This is a genomic window from Pseudoduganella dura (assembly GCF_009727155.1).
GTDB classification, from domain to species: Bacteria; Pseudomonadota; Gammaproteobacteria; order Burkholderiales; family Burkholderiaceae_D; genus Rugamonas; species Rugamonas dura.
On record NZ_WNWM01000002.1, the window covers coordinates 5,229,387 to 5,247,528 of the forward strand.

Sequence of the window (18,142 nt, forward strand, 5' to 3'; positions counted from 1 at the left end):
CCCGTGCGCGAGCCACTATAATCGGGGCAGGTCAACCGCCGGGGAATCCGATGAACCGCAGCCCATTTTCCAATACGGCGTCCGGTATCGCGCCTGGCATTGCGCCCGGCCTTGCCGATTTCGCCACCGCCGACCTGTGCGACGACAACGCCATCCTGCTCGAGGATGGCCGGCTGGCGGTGCTGCCGCCCGTGTTCCGCCATTTCGGCCGGCGCGAGCGCTTCGCCGGCCGCGTCGTCACGCTGAAGGTATTCGAGGACAACGCGCTGCTGCGCACGCTGCTGGAAACTCCCGGCGACGGCCAGGTGCTGGCGGTCGATGGCGGCGGCAGCCTGCGCCGCGCGCTGGTCGGCGGCCAGCTGGCGCTGCTGGCGCAGGATAATGGCTGGGCCGGCATCGTCGTCGATGGCTGCGTGCGCGACACGATCGAGATCGACAGCTGCGACATCGGCGTGCGCGCCCTGGCCGCGACACCGCAGCGCAGCGCGAAGAAGGGCGCCGGCGAGCGCAACGTGCGTATCGGGATTGCCGGCGTGCCCGTCAACCCGGGCGACTGGCTGTACGCGGATGCCGACGGCATGCTGGTGGCGCAGCAGCGGCTGGCCTGACTGGTTTCGGCCGCTTTTTGGACCCTGCACGGTTCTCTGGGATAATGGCGCCTCGAATCAATCCATAGAGAATCATGTTCAGTTACCGCCACGCCTTCCATGCCGGCAATCATGCCGACGTCCTGAAGCACTTCGTGCAGCTCCAGCTGCTGCAATACCTGAACCAGAAGGACGTGGCGTACAGCTACATCGATACCCATGCCGGCGCCGGCCTGTATGCGCTGGACGGCGCGCAGGCGACCAAGACCGGCGAATTCGAAACGGGCATCGGGCCGCTGTGGGACCGCACCGACCTGCCGGCGCCGCTGGCCGAATACGTGAACCTCGTGAAAGCGATGAACCCGAGCGGCAAGATGCGCTATTACCCGGGTTCGCCGTACGTGGCCGAACAGGTGGCCCGCGAGATGGACCGCCTGCGCCTGTTCGAACTGCACCCGGCGGACGTGCGGCTGCTGGCCGATAACTTCACCAAGCTCGAACAGCACCAGGCCGCGCAGGGCAGGCGCAGCACCGTGCGCGGCAAGCGCGTCATCATCAACAAGGCCGACGGCTTCCTCGGCGTGAAGGCGCTGCTGCCGCCGCCGTCGCGCCGCGCGCTGGTGCTGTGCGATCCGCCGTACGAGGACAAGCAGGACTACCGCAAGGTCAACGAGATGCTGGGCGATGCGCTGAAGCGCTTCCCCAGCGGTACCTACGCGGTCTGGTACCCGGTGCTGCAGCGCATCGAGGCGCGCAATTTCGCCGAAAAGCTCAAGCGCCTGCCCGCGCAGAACTGGCTCAACGTGACGCTGACGATCTCGTCGCCGGGACCGGACGGCATCGCCCTGCACACAAGCGGCATGTTCATCCTGAACCCGCCGTTCACGCTGCTGGCCACGCTGAAGAGCGTGATGCCCTACCTGGTGCAGGTGCTCGGGCGCGACAAGGGTGCCACTTTCACGCTCGAAAGCGGCGATCCGGTGACGCCGCGTGTCCAGGACAAGGGGAATGTCACGCGGCGGTCATAAACTGATTGCCAATAAGTTAATGCTGGGTTAAGGTGGCGGCATCGTTTTCAAGCAGGTCCCTCCATGACGCTGGCAGTTAGCCCGGATATTCCGATGCCATACGCCAATCATTTTTTCCTGGCGCGGCAACCCATCCTCAATCGTTCCCAGCGGCTCGTGGCTTACGAGCTGCTGTACCGCAATGCCGATACCGGCGACGCGGACTTCACCGACGGCACGGCGGCGACCGCGTCCGTCATCGCCCATGCTTCCGAACTGGGCATGCAGCACGTGGTCGGCGAACAGCTGGCCTATGTGAATGTCGACACGGCCGGCCTGATGAGCGACTTCATCCATTTCCTGCCGATCGACAAGGTCATCCTCGAAGTGCTGGAAACCGTCGAGGCGACGCCGGAAGTGGTGGCGCGCGTCGTCGAGCTGAAGCAGGCCGGCTACCGGTTTGCCCTGGACGACGTGGTCGGTGCCTCGGACAGCCTGACCAAGCTGCAGCCGCTGATGGACGTGATCAAGATCGACATCCGCGGCATGGGCCGCGACGCGCTGGGCGAACTGACGCGGTCGCTGAAAAACCCGCGCCAGAAGCTGCTGGCGGAAAAGGTCGAGACCCACGAGGAATTCCGCCATTGCATGGACCTGGGGTTCGAATATTTCCAGGGTTATTATTTCGCCCGGCCGGTCATCCTTTCAGGCAAGAAGATAGCGCCATCACAGATGGCCATCATGCAGTTGCTCGACTTGCTCGCTTCCGATGCGGACCAGCGCGATATCGAACGCGGCATCAAGCTCGACCCCTTGATCACGCTGAACCTGCTGCGCCTGGTGAACACGCCGGCCGTCGGCGCGCGCTTTCGCATCAATTCCGTCGGCCATGCGCTGGTGGTGCTGGGCCGGCGCCAGCTGCAGCGCTGGCTGCAGATCCTGCTTTACGTCAAAGGGCACCAGTACGATTCGCCGCTGCTGCAACTGGCCACCACGCGCGGCAAGACGATGGAAAACGTGCTCGAGCACCTGCGCCCGGGCGAACGGGTCGGCGCCGACATCGGTTTCACGGTCGGCATCATGTCGCTGATGGATACGCTGTTCTCGGTGGCGATGCCGGAAATCCTCGACAGCGTCAACGTGCTGGACGACGTGCGCGCCGCGCTGTTGCACCGCACCGGCAATTATGGCGATGTGCTGAAGCTGATCGAGCTCGTCGAGCAGGCGCAGGAAGGGCCGGAACTGACGGGCCTGCTGCACAGCCTGGGGCTGACTTCCTCCACGCTGTACGCGAGCCAGGTGGCGGCGTACGAGTGGATCAACGACTATGCCAGCGGCGTGAGCATTACGCCGATCCGCTGACAGCCGGGCTGGCTTCGTCTACTGCGCCAGCAGTAAAAACACCGTCGGTTTCTTGTGGAAGTCCGGGCCGCGTTCGCCGGCCAGCGCGGTTTTCCATTGCGCCGCCGTCTGCGTGCGGATCGTTTCCGACGGCAGGCTGATATCCGTCGCCACGCAGATCAGCGTGCCGGGCTGGCATGCGGCCACCAGCGCTTCGAGCAGGGCGCCGTTGCGGTAGGGCGTTTCGATGAACAGTTGCGTTTGCCTGTCGGTGCGGGAACGCCCCTCGAGCTCCTTCAAGCGCTTCGTGCGCGTGGCGGCGTCGGTGGGCAGATAGCCGTTGAACGCGAAGCTCTGTCCGTTCAGGCCGCTCGCCATGACCGCCAGCAGCAGCGACGACGGGCCCACCAGCGGCCGCACGGCGATGCCTTCCTTGTGTGCCAGGCGTACCAGGTCGGCACCCGGGTCGGCCACCGCCGGCACGCCGGCTTCGGACAGCAGGCCCACGTCGATGCCCTCGCGCAGCGGCGCCAGCAGGCCGGCCAGTGCCTCGGCCCTCGTGTTGACGTTCAGTTCGGTGATCGCGATTTCCTGCAAGGGGCGCGCCAGCGGGTGCACGGCGTGGATCAACTTCAGGTAGGCGCGCGCCGTCTTGGCGTTTTCGGCCACGAAATGCGACAGCTGCGCCGTGAGCGCCTGCACGTGGTCGGGAATCACGTGGTTCAGCGCCGTGGTCTCGCCCAGGGTGTTGGGAATCAGGTAGAGGGTGCCGGGCATGGGTCAGGAATGGGTGCGGAGTTGAAAGAAGGCGACGCCGGCGGCGCGCAGCATGCCGGTCAGCGCGATCAGCGGCAGGCCGGTCAGTGCGGTCGGGTCGGAAGAATCGATGCGTTCCAGGATCGCGATGCCGAGCCCTTCGTTCTTGGCGCTGCCGGCGCAATCGTAGGGCTGCTCGATGCGCAGGTAGGCATCGAGTTCGGTATCGGGCAGGTCGCGGAACTTGACGACGGTGCGGATGTCTTCCACCTGGCAGGTGCCGTCGCGCCCGTCCCACAGGCACAGCGCCGTGTGAAACACCACCTCGCGGCCGCGCATTTTTTGCAGCTGGGCGAGAGCGGCGGCATGGCTGCCGGGCTTGCCGATCTGTTCATCGTCCAGCGTGGCCACCTGGTCGGAGCCGATCACCAGGCTGCCGGGGTGTCGTGCCGCCACGGCGCCGGCCTTGTCGCGGGCCAGCCGCAGCGCGGTGGCCGAGGGCGTTTCGCCGGCCAGCGGCGCTTCGTCGATGGCTGGCACGTCGACCGTGAACGGCAGTTGCAGCCGGCCGAGCAGCTCGCGCCGGTAGGGTGAGCTCGAAGCCAGGATCAGCGCGGCAGCGGGCGAAGGAAAGTTGTGATTCATGGAAAGATTTTATTGTGGCGAGGCGCTTCGAATTGTTATATGCTCTGTGCGCCGTTGAATCGCGCAGCGGAATCGTGCGGCAAAGGCCGGAGATGGGGCCGGCATGCGACAGCTGGTTGAAAAAGGTTGAAAAAAGGTCTCCCGGCGCGCGCAAGTCTTTGACCGCGCGCTGAAAACCCTGTTATTATCGCAGGTTTTCGAGGGAAGTTTTAGCCGATGAGTGCTGCGATGAATGTCCAACTGATCGACGCCTTTGAATTCTGTCGGACGGGCGGCACCCGCGAAGGCGAAACGCCGGTGGCTGACATGACGCGCCTCGTGCGCGATTGCGCATCGTCCGAAGGCGCCGTTGCCTGGAAGGCCGAGGGCGGCACGAGCAAGCATGGATTTCCGCAGATGCGCCTGGCCGTTGCCGGCACCGTGCACCTGACTTGCCAGCGCTGCCTGGCGCCGTTTGCCTACGAGATCGATTCCTCGACCGTGCTGATGCTGGGCGAGGATGATGCCAGGGCCGATGAAATCGAAACGGTGGTCGACGACGAGACGATCGATGTGATCGTCGGCACGCGTTCGATGAACCTGATGGACCTGATTGAAGACGAGGCCCTGCTGGCCTTGCCGCAAGCACCGAAGCACGACACCTGCCCGGACACGGCGCTGCTCGATTCGGTGCGCAGCGAGAAGAAGTCGCCTTTTGAATTGCTCAAGGCGCTGAAAAAATAAAGATCAATGTATTGAGGGGCCGCGAAACGCCGCGCAGCGGATTTCCGGGGTTTCCTGAAGAACATGCCAATCGGGCTGCGAGTATTGGCATTGAGTGGTAACGCAGCAAGGTAGCGTAGCTAGGTCATGCCGATGCGCGATGCCACTGGGATACTCGATTTGCATGTATTTGCCGGTCGATTGTGTTAAAATTTTAGAACTTATGTATTAGGAGTCATCATGGCAGTTCAGCAGAACAAGAAGTCCCCTTCGAAGCGCGGCATGCACCGTTCGCACGATTTCCTGACCGCCCCGAACCTGGCAGTCGAGCCGACCACCGGCGAAACCCACCTGCGTCACCACATCAGCCCGAACGGCTTCTATCGTGGTCGCAAGGTGCTGAAGACCAAAAACGACGAGTAATCGGCGTTTTGGTTTCGGCCAAAGACCAAAAGCGGTGCACGCGAAAGTTTTGTCGTGGCGCCGCTTTTTCTTTTTGCCGACCCCGAGCACCTTCCGGCATGCCGGGCTTTCGTGCCCATTCGCGCATGCTGTTTCCCGGCCTGCCGGGAATGTATGTGTCTTGAAACCGCAGGCTCCGGCATTTTTGCCGGGATCGCATCTTGCCCGCAATGACAATAAAAATTTCTATCGACTGCATGGGCGGTGACCACGGCCCGTCGGTCACCATTCCTGCCGCAATTTCCTTCCTGAATCGCGAACCCAATGCCGAGCTGATCCTGGTGGGCCTGGAGGACGTGCTCCGCGCCGAGCTGAAGAAGCATCGCGCCGGCGAGCATTCCCGTATCACCGTGCTGCATGCATCCGAACAGGTGTTGATGGACGATCCACTCGAAGTGGCGCTGCGCCGCAAGAAGGATTCGTCGATGCGCGTGGCCATCGAACAGGTCAAGGACGGCAAGGCCCAGGCCTGTGTCTCCGCCGGCAATACCGGCGCGCTGATGGCCGTGTCCCGCTATGTGCTGAAAACGATGACCGGCGTGGACCGTCCGGCCATCTGCGGCATCATGCCGAACCAGAAGGACGGCCCGACCTATGTGATGGACCTGGGCGCCAACGTGGATTGCGAACCGCACCACCTGCACCAGTTCGCCATCATGGGATCGGTGCTCGTGCACGCGATGGAGGGCATCGCCCGCCCCACCATCGGCCTGCTGAACGTGGGCACCGAAGATATCAAGGGCAACGAAGTGGTCAAGGCCACGTCGACGCTGCTGCAGGCCGACCACGAGCGCGGCAAGCTCAATTTCCACGGCAACGTGGAGGGCAACGATATCTTCAAGGGCACGACCGACGTGGTCGTGTGCGACGGCTTTGTCGGCAATGTGACGCTGAAAGGCGTTGAAGGCGTGGCACGCTTCTTCAAGATGGTGCTGACGGCCGAATTCAAGCGCAACCCCATCACCATGCTGGGTGCGCTGATCGCCAGCAGTGCCCTCAAGCGCATTACGCGGCGCCTGAATCCTTCCCGCTACAACGGCGCCGGCCTGCTGGGCTTGCGCGGCCTGGTATTCAAGAGCCACGGCGGGGCGGATGTGGAAGCCTACGAGTGGGCGATCCGCCGCGCATACGATGCGGCGAAAAACGACGTGCAGCAACAGCTGGCGGACCTGATCGCCGAACTGATGCCACGCGAAAATACAACCATTGGGTGAGACGGCATGACTCTGTACAGCAAAATCATCGGCACGGGCAGCTACTTGCCCGAACAACGCGTGACGAACGGCGACCTGACCGCGCAACTGGCGGCCAAGGGCATCGAAACGTCCGACGAGTGGATTTCCTCCCGTAGCGGTATCTCGGCGCGCCATTACGCGGCGCCGGAACAGGTATCTTCCGATCTCGCGGTGCACGCTGCCCGGCGCGCGCTGGAGATGGCGCAACTGCAGCCGAACGACATCGACCTGATCCTTGTCGCCAGCTCCACGCCGGATTTCTTCGGCAGCTTCCCCAGCACCGCCTGCATCGTGCAGCGCAAGCTGGGCATGACCAACACGAGCGCCGCCATGGATGTGCAGGCCGTGTGCAGCGGCTTCGTCTACGCGCTGGCCTCGGCGGACAGCTTCATCAAGTCCGGCATGCACAAGAACGTGCTGGTGATCGGCTCGGAAGTGTTTTCGCGCATCCTCAACTTCGAAGACCGCACCACCTGCGTGCTGTTCGGCGACGGTGCCGGCGCCGTGGTGCTGAGCGCTTCCAGCGAGCCGGGCATCCTGGCCTGCAAGCTGCACGCGGATGGCCGCCATTCCGACATTCTTTCCGTGCCCGGCAATGTGGCCGGCGGGGCGGTGGCGGGCAGCGCCTTCCTGTACATGGATGGCCAGGCCGTGTTCAAGCTGGCGGTGACCGTGCTGGAAAAAGTCGCCAACGAAGCGCTCGAGGCGGCCGGCATGACGAGCGACCAGATCGACTGGCTGGTCCCGCACCAGGCCAATATCCGCATCATGAACGGCACTGCGAAAAAGCTGGGCCTGCCGCTGGACAAGATGGTCGTCACCGTCGACCAGCATGGCAACACGTCGGCCGCCTCGATCCCGCTGGCGCTCGATACCGCCGTGCGCGACGGCCGCGTGAAGAAGGGCGATGTCGTGATGATGGAAGGCGTCGGCGGCGGCTTCACGTGGGGCGCCGTCCTGGCGAGGATGTAGGAATAGATGGTTTTACCTCTCGCCGGGACTTGGCGGGGATGCAGGAAATAGTTGGCTTTGCCTTCTCGCGGGAACCTGGCGGAGAGGTAAGCTGTAGGTGGAATACAAACGGCGGTGTACAATGCGCGCCGTTTTAGAATTGTTGCTCTAAACGCGGATGCGCCCCGGCGCGTCCGCTTTTCATAACGAGAACACACCATGACCCAATTCGCATTTGTATTCCCCGGCCAGGGTTCCCAGGCCGTGGCCATGATGGCCGGCTTCAACGGCAATCCGGTCGTCGAGCAGACGATCGCCGAAGCGTCGGACGCGCTGCAGTTCGACCTCGGCAAGCTGATCGCCGAAGGCCCGAAGGAAGAACTCGATCTCACCACCAATACCCAGCCGGTCATGCTGACCGCCGCCGTCGCCGTGTACCGCGCATGGATCGCGGCCGGCGGCGCCGTACCAAAGGTCGTGGCCGGCCACAGCCTGGGCGAATACTCGGCGCTGGTGGCTGCCGGCGTGATTCCGTTCAAGGATGCCGTGCCGCTGGTGCGCTTCCGCGCGCAGGCCATGCAGGAAGCGGTACCGGTGGGGCAGGGCACGATGGCTGTCGTGCTCGGCCTGTCCGACGACGACGTGCGCGCCGCCTGCGCCGAAGCCGTGGCCGCCGATCCCACCCAGGTCGTGGAAGCCGTCAACTACAACGCGCCGGCACAGGTCGTGATCGCCGGCCACACCGCCGGTGTCGAGAAGGCTTGCGAGATCGCCAAGGCCAAGGGTGCGAAACGGGCGATGCGGCTGCCGGTGTCGGCACCATTCCACTCGTCGCTGCTCAAACCGGCGTCGGACCGCTTGCGCGAATACATGGATGGCATTCATTTCAATGCGCCGCAGATCGATTTGATCAATAACGTTGATGTTGCCGTGCTGCATGATCCTGGAAGCATCAAGGACGCGCTGGTGCGCCAGGCCGCGAGCCCGGTGCGCTGGGTCGAGACGATGCAGAAAGTGGCGGCGGGCGGCATCACCCAGGTGATCGAATGCGGTCCGGGCAAGGTGCTGATGGGATTGACGAAACGCATCGACCCCGCCCTGGCCGGCGATGCCATCACCGACCAGGCTTCGCTGGAGCGGCTGCTGGCGGCACTGAAGTAAGCTGCCGCGTCGATGCGGCACGCATTGAGGCCGAACCTCAGGCTGAACAACAACAAAGGATGATTATGATTCTGTCCAACCAAGTCGCGCTCGTCACGGGCGCATCGCGCGGCATCGGCAAGGCGATCGCGCTGGAACTGGCGCGCCAGGGTGCGAAGGTGATCGGCACCGCCACCACCGAAGCCGGCGCCGAGGCGATTTCCGCTTATCTGGCCGAGGCCGGCGCACAGGCGGGCAAGGGCGTCGTCCTGGACGTCACCGATGTGGAACGCTGCGGCGCCGTCATCGACGAAGTGGGCAAGCAGTTCGGTGCGATCGGCATCCTCGTCAACAACGCCGGCATCACCGCCGACCAGCTGGCGATGCGGATGAAGGACGATGAATGGGACAAGGTCATCGCGACCAACCTGTCCGCTGTCGGCCGTCTGGCGCGGGCGGTCCTGCGTGGCATGATGAAAGCCAAGACTGGGCGTATCATCAACATCACGTCGGTGGTGGCGTCTTCCGGCAATCCCGGCCAGATGAACTACGCGGCGGCCAAGGCCGGTGTCGAGGGCATGTCCCGCGCACTGGCACGCGAGATCGGCAGCCGCAACATCACCGTCAATTGCATCGCCCCGGGCTTCATCGACACGGACATGACGAAAGTCCTGGGCGAGGAACAGCATGCGGCCCTGCTCACGCAGATCCCGCTGGGCCGGCTCGGCAAGCCGGAAGACATCGCCGCGGCGGTGGCTTTCCTGGCGTCGCCGAGTGGCGCGTACATCACCGGCACCACGTTGCACGTAAACGGCGGCATGTACATGAATTAACGGCTTCGCGCATGGATTAAAGGCGCGATCCCGTTTTTTAGCAGTGATTTCGGTAAAGCTGAGCACAGAAGCCGAAATTAGTTTTTCAACGCGCAAACCTGATAAAATGCGCGCTTTCCGTAACATACACACAATGGAGCCATAACATGTCCGATATCGAACAACGCGTTAAGAAGATCGTCGCCGAACAGCTGGGCGTCGCCGAAGCCGACATCAAGAACGAATCGTCCTTCGTCGATGACCTGGGCGCCGACTCCCTCGACACCGTTGAACTGGTAATGGCACTGGAAGACGAGTTCGAAATGGAAATCCCTGACGAACAAGCCGAAAAGATCACCACCGTGCAGCAGGCCATCGATTACGCGACGAATCACGTCAAGGCCTAAGTTCGCAGCAATAGCAGCAAAGATCGACTCCAGGAGAATCGCTTGAGTTCCAAAAACCGTCGTGTGGTGGTCACCGGCCTTGGTTGCGTAGCCCCGAACGGCAATACCGTTGCCGAAGCGTGGAGCGCGATTACCGAGGGCAAATCCGGTATCGCCAACATCACCAAGTTTGATGCCAGCGCGTTCTCGACCCGCTTCGCCGGCGAGGTCAAGAACTTCAACGTCGAAGGCTATCTCGACGCCAAGGAAGCCCGCCACATGGATACCTTCATCCATTACGGCATGGCTGCGGGTATCCAGGCGATCCAGGATTCCGGTCTGGTCGTCACCGAAGAGAACGCCGATCGCATCGGCGTGATCATCGGCTCCGGCATCGGCGGCCTGCCGATGATCGAAGAACAGAAGGCCGATTACGACAAGCGCGGTCCGCGCCGTATCTCGCCGTTCTTCGTACCGGCCTCGATCATTAATATGATCTCCGGCAACCTCTCGATCAAATACGGCATGCGCGGTCCCAACCTGGCGATCGTGACAGCCTGCACCACCGGCTTGCACAGCATCGGCGCGGCAGCGCGCCTGATCGAATACGGCGATGCCGACGCGATGGTGGCCGGCGGTGCCGAATCCACCGTGTCGCCGCTGGGCCTGGGTGGCTTTGCCACCGCCCGTGCGCTGTCGAGCCGCAACGACGATCCCGCGACCGCATCGCGTCCGTGGGACAAGGACCGCGACGGCTTCGTGCTCGGCGAAGGCGCCGGCGTGATGGTGCTCGAAGAATACGAGCACGCCAAGGCGCGCGGCGCCAAGATCTACGCGGAACTGCTCGGCTTCGGCATGAGCGCCGATGCGTACCACATGACGTCGCCGCTGGAAGATGGCAGCGGCGGCGCCAAGTCGGCGATCGCGGCCATGAAGAATGCCGGCATCAACCCCGACCAGGTGCAGTACGTGAACGCGCACGGCACGTCGACGCCGCTGGGCGACGTGGCCGAAGTCACCGGCATCAAGTATGCATTCGGCGAACACGCCAGGAGCCTGGTGGTGAGCTCGACGAAGTCGATGACCGGCCACCTGCTGGGCGGCGCCGGCGGCCTCGAGGCCGTGTTCACCGTGCTGGCGATCCACCACCAGGTGGCACCGCCCACGATCAACCTGTTCAACCAGGACCCGGCGTGCGACCTGGACTTCTGCGCCAATGTCGCCCGTCCGATGGCCATCCAGTATGCCGTCAAGAACTCGTTCGGCTTCGGCGGAACGAACGGCAGCCTCGTGTTCGGAAAAGTTTGAACTTTCCCTGCTCACTCCGGTCAAACGGAAGTGAGCGCCAAGGGGCCGTGGAGTATTTCCCACGGCCCGCCGGTGCCGGCGTTCGTCGGCACCCGATTGCCCGGCAAGAGGCCGGCGCTTCCAGTTGCGCTTTCAGTTGCGCTTTCAGTTGCGCTTTCAGTTGATTCTCCAGTAATCGTCGATCCGGTCTGACCAGGCGGCTGAATGCCTTGCCCGGTTTGTTTGTATCCCGCGTTCGTTCCGGCGACTTCGTTCGCCCATCCTATCCGTCGCCACGATGTCGATCGCCGTGTCCGCCGTCATTCGTCCGTCGCCGTCGTTGCGCGTGGCGCAGGCGGCGTTGTGCGCGGCCGTGCTGGCATGCGGGGCGTGGTCCGGGCCGGGCGTGGCCGGTGCGCTGCTGCTCGCGGCAGGCATGGCGGGCGTGTTCTGCCAGCGCCGCCTTGTCAAGCTCGCGCGCATTGATATTTCGGCTGTCGGGCAAATTCGCCTGACGGTATACCAGCAGAGAGAGACACGGCACGCGGGCAGGGGGCAACGCGTGCGGTTGATGCCGGGCTCCACGTTATGGCCGGGCTTGTTGCTGTTGCGCCTGGAGAGCGAAGCGGGCCGGTGCCACTGGCTGGTCGTGCTTCCCGACAGCGCGGCGCCCGAGGTGCGGCGCCGGCTGGCGCTGGCGGCGCGTGCCGGCGGCGGCAATGAACCGAAAATAAATCCCGAAAACCCCTGAACCAAATGCGGCGCGGCGTCTCTATAGCGATATGAGTGCCCGCGCTGCAGGCCACCGAGGGCAGAGGTGTGACGACAGACCGTGAGAGCGATGGGCTGCTGGTCGAGCGAGTCCAGGCAGGTGAGCGGCAAGCATTCGACTTGCTCGTGTCGAAGTATCAGCGCAGGCTGATGCGGCTGGTATCGCGCATCGTGCACGATCCTGCCGAAGCGGAGGACGTGGTGCAGGAAAGCTTTATCAAGGCATACCGGGCGTTGCGTCATTTCCGGGGCGATTCCGCCTTTTACACGTGGTTGTACCGGATCGGTATCAACACCGCCAAGAATTTTCTCGTGACACAGAGCCGCCGGACGCCCACTTCCTCGGATGTCGATGCCGAAGGTGCCGAAGCGTTCGACGAAGGTGATCACCTGCGCGATATCAACACGCCCGAGTCCATGCTTGCCAGCAAGCAGATCGCGGAAACGGTCAATGCCGCGATGGATGCGCTGCCCCTCGACCTGCGCACGGCGATCCTGCTGCGCGAGATCGAGGGGATGAGTTATGAAGAGATTTCGGAAATCATGTCGTGCCCCATCGGAACCGTGCGCAGCCGCATTTTCCGGGCCCGCGAAGTGATTGCCGACAAATTACGGCCACTCCTGGACATGCCTGTTGACAAGCGCTGGTAAGGCTCCGAAACTGACAGTTCAGCCTGTTGCAACTATTGGTCATTCCCGTTGTTGCATTCTCGTTGTTGCTTCTCATAGTTGATTCTCATTGTCGATCACCTTCCCCCATCGGACAAGTCATGGAAACCCCGACCCGCCTCCAGGAGCACATTTCGGCGATGGTGGACAACGAATTGCCGGCGTGCGAACTCGAACTCACGATGGCCGCGCTATCCGAGCCCGAAGGCCTGGCGGCATGGCGCATGTACCATTTCGTCGGCGATGCGCTGCGGGCGCACCAGCCGGCTACCGACCTGTCTCCCGGCTTCGCGGCCCGGCTGGCCGAACGCCTGGCCGCCGAGGAATTGCCGGGCCGTCCCGCCGATGCGGCGCACGGAGGGCAGCCCGCCGAGACCGTTCCCTGACTCTCCCGCAAGCCACAAGCCGTCCTCTGCCTGGTAGACGCTGCGCTGGCCGACCGGCTGGCACTTCCGTGCGCTGTTACAAATCCGTTTCCCTCGTTACAGCACGCTACAAATCTCCCCTTGAAATTTGTTATTGGTCGCAACATCTTGTGCGTGTTGCAACTCAAGGTTTTCGCTGTACCATACAGTGGAGCCTTTGGCTTGTCCCGCGTTCTGACTTACACCGAAAACAGACTATTCCTATGAAAACAAATACTTCTGCTGGTAGTAAAACCTTGTCGGCGCTGCTGGTCAGCGCAGGGATCCTGTTCGCACCCGCCGCCATCAACCTGGCGCCCGTTCACGCCGCAGCGGCCTCGGTCGCCGGCCTGCCGGACTTTGCGGACATGGTGGAAAAGGTTGGTCCGGCCGTCGTCAACATCCGCACCACGGAGCGGCTGCGCCCGCGCGACTCCGGCATGGCGGACGAGGACGAGATGCAGGAATTCTTCCGCCGCTTCTTCGGCGGCCAGATGCCGACCCCGCGCCGCGATGGCCAGCAGCCGCGCGGCAACAATCGCCAGCAGCAGGTGCCCGCGGAACGCGAGGTGCAGCGCGGCGTCGGTTCCGGCTTCATCGTCTCGGCCGACGGCTATGTGCTGACCAATGCCCACGTGGTGGCCGGCGCCGATGAAGTCTACGTCACGCTGACCGACAAGCGCGAATTCAAGGCCAAGGTGCTGGGTGCCGACACCCGCACCGACGTGGCCATGCTGAAGATCGATGCCTCGCGCCTGCCGGCGCTGACGATGGGCGACCCGAACAAGATCCGCGTGGGCGAATGGGTGGTGGCGATCGGTTCGCCGTTCAACCTGGAAAATTCGGTCACGGCCGGCATCATCTCGGCCAAGTCGCGCAACACCGGCGAATACCTGCCGCTGATCCAGAGCGACGTGGCCGTCAACCCCGGCAACTCGGGCGGCCCGCTGATCAACATGCGCGGCGAAGTCATCGGCATCAATTCGCAGATCGCCACCCTGTCCGGCGCGTACAACGGCATTTCGTTCGCCGTGCCGATCGACGAGGCGATGCGCGTCGCCGACCAGCTGAAGGCATCCGGCAAGGTCACGCGCGGCCGCATCGGCGTGTCGATCGGGGAAGTCAGCCGCGACGTGGCCGAATCGCTGGGCCTGAAGGAAGCACGCGGCGCCGAGGTCTCGATGGTGGAAGAGGGTGGCCCGGCCGCCAAGGCCGGCCTGAAGGCGGGCGACATCGTCATCAAGTTCAATGGCACCGAGATCAGCGGCTCGAACGACCTGCCGCGGCTGGTCGGCAACACGAAGCCGAATACCCGCGCCACGATCACCGTGTGGCGCCAGGGCAAGGCGGTCGACCTGCCGGTCACCGTCGCCGAGCTGGAATCGGACCAGCCGGCCAGGGGCGTGCGTGGCGAACGCGGCAAGCCGAATGCCGAAGGCGCGGCGAATGCGCTGGGGCTGAAGGTCGCCGACCTGTCGGCGGCCGAGAAGAAGGACCTCGGCGTGCCCGGTGGCGTGAAGGTGACTTCCGCCGAAGGCGTGGCGGCCGGTTCCGGCATCCAGCCCGACGACGTGCTGCTGCAGCTGAACAATTCGCCGATCACCGATGCCCGCCAGTTCGGCGCGCTGGTATCGAAGCTCGATCCGAAGAAGAACGCGGTGGTGCTGGTGCGCCGCGGCGACGTGGCACGCTTCCTCACGCTGCGGCCGGCCCCGGCTCCGGCACCGAAGTAAGCGGATCAGGGGCGGCGACACCTTCGCCGCCCATCGCCGTTCTTCCCATGCACTTCACCCTGTATTCGCGCGGCTATTGCCACCTGTGCCAGGACATGCTCGATGCCTTGCTGGCATTGCGCGGCCCGGACCGGCCGTTCACCGTCGACGTGATCGACGTGGACGCCTATCCGGCACTGGTGGCCCGCTTCGACGAACTGGTGCCGGTACTGTTTGCCGGCGGCGCGGAGCTGTGCCACTATTTTCTCGACGAGCAGAAGGTATTGGCCGCGCTGCGCAACCGGCCCGGGGAGCTGGCCTGAGATTCAAGCTCGACAAGCGGGCTCGATAGGCTGGCTCGCCAAGCCGGCCCCATAAACGGGCCCGGCGCCCCATCGCGCAGCCGCCACGTCGGATTTCCGGCTTTCCCCTCTGAAATCCGGTAAAATGCTAGGGGTTTTTCCTTGCACGTTTCTAGAAAGCGCTCGGCAGGGCTTCCCGCCCAGAGCGCTTTTTTGTATTTGGCCGCGTATTTGCAGCCTCAACGCCGTTTTAATTCAATGAACAACATTCGCAATTTCTCCATCATCGCCCACATCGACCATGGCAAGTCCACGCTGGCGGACCGCATCATCCAGCTGTGCGGCGGCCTGTCGGACCGCGAGATGGAATCCCAGGTGCTCGATTCGATGGACCTCGAACGCGAGCGCGGCATTACCATCAAGGCCCAGACGGCGGCGCTGAAATACAAGGCGCGCAATGGTGAAATCTACAACCTGAACCTGATCGACACGCCGGGCCACGTCGACTTCTCGTACGAAGTCTCGCGCTCGCTGTCGGCCTGCGAAGGCGCGCTGCTGGTCGTCGACGCCTCGCAGGGCGTCGAGGCGCAGACGGTGGCGAACTGCTACACGGCGCTGGACCTCGGCGTCGAGGTGGTGCCGGTGCTGAACAAGATCGACCTGCCGAACGCCGATCCGCCGTCCGCGATCGCCGAGATCGAGGACGTGATCGGCATCGAGGCCGGCGACGCCGTGCATTGCTCGGCCAAGACCGGCCTGGGCGTCGAGGATGTGCTGGAATCGATCATCGCCAAGGTGCCGCCGCCGAAGGGCGACCCGGATGCGCCGCTGCAGGCGCTCATCATCGACTCGTGGTACGACGCCTACGTGGGCGTCGTCATGCTGGTGCGCGTGGTCAACGGCACCATGAAGCCGAAGGAAAAGATCCGCCTGATGGCCACCGATTCGGTGCAGCTGGTGGAAGACATCGGCATTTTCTCGCCGCGTTCCGTGTCGTTGCCGACGCTGTCGGCCGGCCAGGTGGGCTTCGTGATCGCCGGCATCAAGGAACTGAAGGTCGCCCGCGTGGGCGACACGATCACGCACGCGGCCAAGCCGGCGCCCGAGCCGCTGCCCGGCTTCAAGGAAGTGCAGCCGCAGGTGTTCGCCGGCCTGTTCCCGGTCGAAGCGAACCAGTACGACGCGCTGCGCGACTCGCTGGAAAAGCTCAAGCTGAACGATGCCGCGCTGATGTACGAGCCGGAAGTGTCGCAGGCGCTGGGCTTCGGCTTCCGCTGCGGCTTCCTGGGCCTGCTGCACATGGAAATCGTGCAGGAACGCCTGGAACGCGAGTTCGACATGGACCTGATCACCACGGCGCCCACGGTGGTGTACGAGGTCGAGCAGCGCGACGGTTCCATCCTGAAGGTGGACAATCCATCGCGCATGCCGGACCCGTCGCACATCAACGATGTGCGCGAGCCGATCGTCACCGTCAACCTGTACATGCCGCAGGAGTATGTCGGGTCGGTGATCACGCTGTGCATCGGCAAGCGCGGCGTCCAGCTGGACATGGCCTACCACGGCCGCCAGGTGAAGCTGGTGTACGAGATGCCGATGGCCGAGATCGTGCTGGACTTCTTCGACAAGCTCAAGTCCACCTCGCGCGGCTATGCGTCGATGGATTACGAGTTCAAGGAATACCGCTCGGCCGACGTGGTTAAGGTCGACATGCTGATCAACAGCGAGAAGGTCGATGCGCTGGCCATCATCGTGCACCGCGCCAATGCGCCGTACCGCGGCCGCCAGGTGGCGGCGAAGATGCGCGAACTGATCCCGCGCCAGATGTTCGACGTGGCGATCCAGGCCGCGATCGGCTCCAACATCATCTCGCGTGAAAACGTGAAGGCGTTGCGCAAGAACGTGCTGGCCAAGTGCTACGGCGGCGACATCTCGCGGAAAAAGAAACTGCTCGAAAAGCAGAAGGCCGGCAAGAAACGCATGAAGCAGGTCGGCTCCGTTGAAATCCCGCAGGAAGCATTCCTGGCAATTCTCCAAGTGGACGAAAAATGACATTGCAAAGCATCCTCGGCAATTTTGCGCTGATCCTGTTTGTGCTGATGGTGGTGACCGGGATCATCTGGGTCCTGGACGTGTTCTATCTGGCGAAACAGCGCCGGATCGCCGCCGACCGGGCGCTGGCCGATTACGACTCGCGCACCGCGAAGCTGACCGCCGACGGCATCAAGGTCGACAGCAATACGCAGAGCCGCGCGCAGATCGAGCAGGCGCTGCTCAGGCAGCCGACCTGGATCGAGTATTCCGGCAGCTTCTTCCCGGTGATCGCGCTGGTGTTCGTGCTGCGCTCGTTCCTGTTCGAGCCGTTCAAGATCCCGTCGTCGTCGATGGTGCCGACCCTTCTGGTGGGCGACCTGATCCTGGTGAACAAGTTCACGTACGGCATTCGCCTGCCGATCGTCAACCAGAAGATCATCCAGCTGAACGATCCGCAGCGCGGCGACGTGATGGTGTTCAAGTACCCGAAGGACATGAGCCAGGATTACATCAAGCGCGTCGTTGGCGTGCCGGGTGATAAGATCACTTATGAAAACAAGCGCCTGACCGTGAACGGCAAGCCGATCGCCTACGCGCCGCAGGACGATTACCTGGACGACGAAACCCTGAATTACAAGAAGCAATTCAAGGAAAACCTGTCCGGCGTCGAGCACCGCATCCTGAACGACGACCGCGCGCCGACGCTGAACCTGTCCGACGTGCGCGAATTCCCGGGCAAGGAGGCGTGCACCTATACGTACGACGGCTTTACCTGCACCGTGCCGGCTGGCAACTACTTCATGATGGGCGACAACCGCGACAACAGCGCGGACAGCCGGTACTGGGGCTTCGTGCCGGACAAGAACGTCGTCGGCAAGGCGGTGGCGGTGTGGATGAACCTGTCCAACCCGCGCCGTATCGGCGGCATCCAGTAATACA

General features: G+C 63.4%; 20 protein-coding genes. 18 read left to right on the forward strand and 2 right to left on the reverse strand.

The window, feature by feature from the left end:
• The first annotated feature begins 50 nt into the window (after nt 1-50).
• The 3 genes from rraA (at nt 51) to GJV26_RS22945 (ending at nt 2,956) form a co-directional block, all read left to right on the forward strand.
• On the forward strand, nt 51-608 hold the full coding sequence (gene rraA, locus GJV26_RS22935) for a ribonuclease E activity regulator RraA (protein ID WP_155711004.1): 558 nt from the start codon (nt 51-53) through the stop codon (nt 606-608).
• A 74-nt stretch (nt 609-682) separates the two neighbouring features.
• On the forward strand, nt 683-1,615 hold the full coding sequence (locus GJV26_RS22940; protein ID WP_155711005.1) for a 23S rRNA (adenine(2030)-N(6))-methyltransferase RlmJ: 933 nt from the start codon (nt 683-685) through the stop codon (nt 1,613-1,615).
• Nucleotides 1,616-1,708: 93 nt separating this feature from the next.
• Nucleotides 1,709-2,956: an EAL and HDOD domain-containing protein gene (locus tag GJV26_RS22945; protein ID WP_229419404.1), complete on the forward strand. Its 1,248-nt coding sequence runs from the start codon at nt 1,709-1,711 to the stop codon at nt 2,954-2,956.
• A gap of 18 nt (nt 2,957-2,974) precedes the next feature.
• Here the strand turns inward: GJV26_RS22945 and GJV26_RS22950 are convergent, their stop codons facing one another.
• Both GJV26_RS22950 and GJV26_RS22955 read right to left on the reverse strand, forming a co-directional pair.
• Complete coding sequence (locus tag GJV26_RS22950; RefSeq protein WP_155711007.1) at nt 2,975-3,712, reverse strand: SAM-dependent methyltransferase; 738 nt, start codon at nt 3,710-3,712, stop codon at nt 2,975-2,977.
• 3 nt (nt 3,713-3,715) lie between these two features.
• Nucleotides 3,716-4,336: a Maf-like protein gene (locus GJV26_RS22955; RefSeq protein WP_155711008.1), complete on the reverse strand. Its 621-nt coding sequence runs from the start codon at nt 4,334-4,336 to the stop codon at nt 3,716-3,718.
• Nucleotides 4,337-4,564: 228 nt separating this feature from the next.
• Here GJV26_RS22955 and GJV26_RS22960 point away from each other — a divergent pair, with 228 nt between their 5' ends.
• The 15 genes from GJV26_RS22960 to lepB all read left to right on the forward strand — a co-directional run bounded on the left by GJV26_RS22960 (nt 4,565) and on the right by lepB (nt 18,138).
• Nucleotides 4,565-5,059 carry a YceD family protein gene (locus GJV26_RS22960; RefSeq protein WP_155711009.1) on the forward strand — a complete coding sequence of 165 codons (495 nt, stop codon included), beginning with the start codon at nt 4,565-4,567 and terminating at the stop codon, nt 5,057-5,059.
• Nucleotides 5,060-5,278: 219 nt separating this feature from the next.
• Nucleotides 5,279-5,461: a 50S ribosomal protein L32 gene (gene rpmF, locus GJV26_RS22965; protein WP_005666806.1), complete on the forward strand. Its 183-nt coding sequence runs from the start codon at nt 5,279-5,281 to the stop codon at nt 5,459-5,461.
• 209 nt (nt 5,462-5,670) lie between these two features.
• On the forward strand, nt 5,671-6,714 hold the full coding sequence (plsX, locus tag GJV26_RS22970; protein WP_155711010.1) for a phosphate acyltransferase PlsX: 1,044 nt from the start codon (nt 5,671-5,673) through the stop codon (nt 6,712-6,714).
• A 6-nt stretch (nt 6,715-6,720) separates the two neighbouring features.
• On the forward strand, nt 6,721-7,707 hold the full coding sequence (locus tag GJV26_RS22975) for a beta-ketoacyl-ACP synthase III (protein WP_155711011.1): 987 nt from the start codon (nt 6,721-6,723) through the stop codon (nt 7,705-7,707).
• A gap of 198 nt (nt 7,708-7,905) precedes the next feature.
• Nucleotides 7,906-8,847 (forward strand): ACP S-malonyltransferase, encoded by a 942-nt coding sequence (gene fabD / locus GJV26_RS22980; protein ID WP_155711012.1) that lies wholly within the window; start codon nt 7,906-7,908, stop codon nt 8,845-8,847.
• 65 nt (nt 8,848-8,912) lie between these two features.
• Complete coding sequence (fabG, locus tag GJV26_RS22985; RefSeq protein WP_155711013.1) at nt 8,913-9,659, forward strand: 3-oxoacyl-ACP reductase FabG; 747 nt, start codon at nt 8,913-8,915, stop codon at nt 9,657-9,659.
• A gap of 146 nt (nt 9,660-9,805) precedes the next feature.
• Complete coding sequence (gene acpP, locus GJV26_RS22990) at nt 9,806-10,045, forward strand: acyl carrier protein (RefSeq protein WP_130188465.1); 240 nt, start codon at nt 9,806-9,808, stop codon at nt 10,043-10,045.
• 42 nt (nt 10,046-10,087) lie between these two features.
• Complete coding sequence (fabF, locus tag GJV26_RS22995) at nt 10,088-11,332, forward strand: beta-ketoacyl-ACP synthase II (protein WP_155711014.1); 1,245 nt, start codon at nt 10,088-10,090, stop codon at nt 11,330-11,332.
• Between the two features lie 277 nt (nt 11,333-11,609).
• Nucleotides 11,610-12,062 carry a protein YgfX gene (locus GJV26_RS23000; protein ID WP_155711015.1) on the forward strand — a complete coding sequence of 151 codons (453 nt, stop codon included), beginning with the start codon at nt 11,610-11,612 and terminating at the stop codon, nt 12,060-12,062.
• A gap of 68 nt (nt 12,063-12,130) precedes the next feature.
• Entirely contained in the window at nt 12,131-12,733 is a 603-nt protein-coding gene (gene rpoE / locus GJV26_RS23005) for an RNA polymerase sigma factor RpoE (protein WP_189441701.1), read from the forward strand.
• A 119-nt stretch (nt 12,734-12,852) separates the two neighbouring features.
• Nucleotides 12,853-13,137: a sigma-E factor negative regulatory protein gene (locus GJV26_RS23010; RefSeq protein WP_155711016.1), complete on the forward strand. Its 285-nt coding sequence runs from the start codon at nt 12,853-12,855 to the stop codon at nt 13,135-13,137.
• Between the two features lie 242 nt (nt 13,138-13,379).
• The gene (locus GJV26_RS23015) at nt 13,380-14,888 is read left to right on the forward strand and encodes a DegQ family serine endoprotease (protein WP_155711017.1); all 1,509 of its coding nucleotides are present in this window, start codon (nt 13,380-13,382) and stop codon (nt 14,886-14,888) included.
• A 47-nt stretch (nt 14,889-14,935) separates the two neighbouring features.
• Nucleotides 14,936-15,190: a glutaredoxin family protein gene (locus GJV26_RS23020; RefSeq protein ID WP_155711018.1), complete on the forward strand. Its 255-nt coding sequence runs from the start codon at nt 14,936-14,938 to the stop codon at nt 15,188-15,190.
• 237 nt (nt 15,191-15,427) lie between these two features.
• Nucleotides 15,428-17,221 carry a translation elongation factor 4 gene (lepA, locus tag GJV26_RS23025; protein WP_155711019.1) on the forward strand — a complete coding sequence of 598 codons (1,794 nt, stop codon included), beginning with the start codon at nt 15,428-15,430 and terminating at the stop codon, nt 17,219-17,221.
• On the forward strand, nt 17,218-18,138 hold the full coding sequence (gene lepB, locus GJV26_RS23030) for a signal peptidase I (protein WP_155711020.1): 921 nt from the start codon (nt 17,218-17,220) through the stop codon (nt 18,136-18,138). Before lepA ends, lepB begins: the two co-directional genes overlap by 4 nt.
• Nucleotides 18,139-18,142: the final 4 nt, after the last annotated feature.

What these genes read in the sequence shown, in the direction of transcription:
- rraA (WP_155711004.1), top strand. Translation starts at nt 51, where the DNA reads ATGAACCGCAGCCCATTTTCCAATACGGCGTCCGGTATCGCGCCTGGC.
- GJV26_RS22940 (WP_155711005.1), top strand. Translation starts at nt 683, where the DNA reads ATGTTCAGTTACCGCCACGCCTTCCATGCCGGCAATCATGCCGACGTC.
- GJV26_RS22945 (WP_229419404.1), top strand. Translation starts at nt 1,709, where the DNA reads ATGCCATACGCCAATCATTTTTTCCTGGCGCGGCAACCCATCCTCAAT.
- GJV26_RS22950 (WP_155711007.1), bottom strand. Translation starts at nt 3,712, where the DNA reads ATGCCCGGCACCCTCTACCTGATTCCCAACACCCTGGGCGAGACCACG.
- GJV26_RS22955 (WP_155711008.1), bottom strand. Translation starts at nt 4,336, where the DNA reads ATGAATCACAACTTTCCTTCGCCCGCTGCCGCGCTGATCCTGGCTTCG.
- GJV26_RS22960 (WP_155711009.1), top strand. Translation starts at nt 4,565, where the DNA reads ATGAATGTCCAACTGATCGACGCCTTTGAATTCTGTCGGACGGGCGGC.
- rpmF (WP_005666806.1), top strand. Translation starts at nt 5,279, where the DNA reads ATGGCAGTTCAGCAGAACAAGAAGTCCCCTTCGAAGCGCGGCATGCAC.
- plsX (WP_155711010.1), top strand. Translation starts at nt 5,671, where the DNA reads ATGACAATAAAAATTTCTATCGACTGCATGGGCGGTGACCACGGCCCG.
- GJV26_RS22975 (WP_155711011.1), top strand. Translation starts at nt 6,721, where the DNA reads ATGACTCTGTACAGCAAAATCATCGGCACGGGCAGCTACTTGCCCGAA.
- fabD (WP_155711012.1), top strand. Translation starts at nt 7,906, where the DNA reads ATGACCCAATTCGCATTTGTATTCCCCGGCCAGGGTTCCCAGGCCGTG.
- fabG (WP_155711013.1), top strand. Translation starts at nt 8,913, where the DNA reads ATGATTCTGTCCAACCAAGTCGCGCTCGTCACGGGCGCATCGCGCGGC.
- acpP (WP_130188465.1), top strand. Translation starts at nt 9,806, where the DNA reads ATGTCCGATATCGAACAACGCGTTAAGAAGATCGTCGCCGAACAGCTG.
- GJV26_RS23000 (WP_155711015.1), top strand. Translation starts at nt 11,610, where the DNA reads ATGTCGATCGCCGTGTCCGCCGTCATTCGTCCGTCGCCGTCGTTGCGC.
- GJV26_RS23010 (WP_155711016.1), top strand. Translation starts at nt 12,853, where the DNA reads ATGGAAACCCCGACCCGCCTCCAGGAGCACATTTCGGCGATGGTGGAC.
- GJV26_RS23015 (WP_155711017.1), top strand. Translation starts at nt 13,380, where the DNA reads ATGAAAACAAATACTTCTGCTGGTAGTAAAACCTTGTCGGCGCTGCTG.
- GJV26_RS23020 (WP_155711018.1), top strand. Translation starts at nt 14,936, where the DNA reads ATGCACTTCACCCTGTATTCGCGCGGCTATTGCCACCTGTGCCAGGAC.
- lepA (WP_155711019.1), top strand. Translation starts at nt 15,428, where the DNA reads ATGAACAACATTCGCAATTTCTCCATCATCGCCCACATCGACCATGGC.
- lepB (WP_155711020.1), top strand. Translation starts at nt 17,218, where the DNA reads ATGACATTGCAAAGCATCCTCGGCAATTTTGCGCTGATCCTGTTTGTG.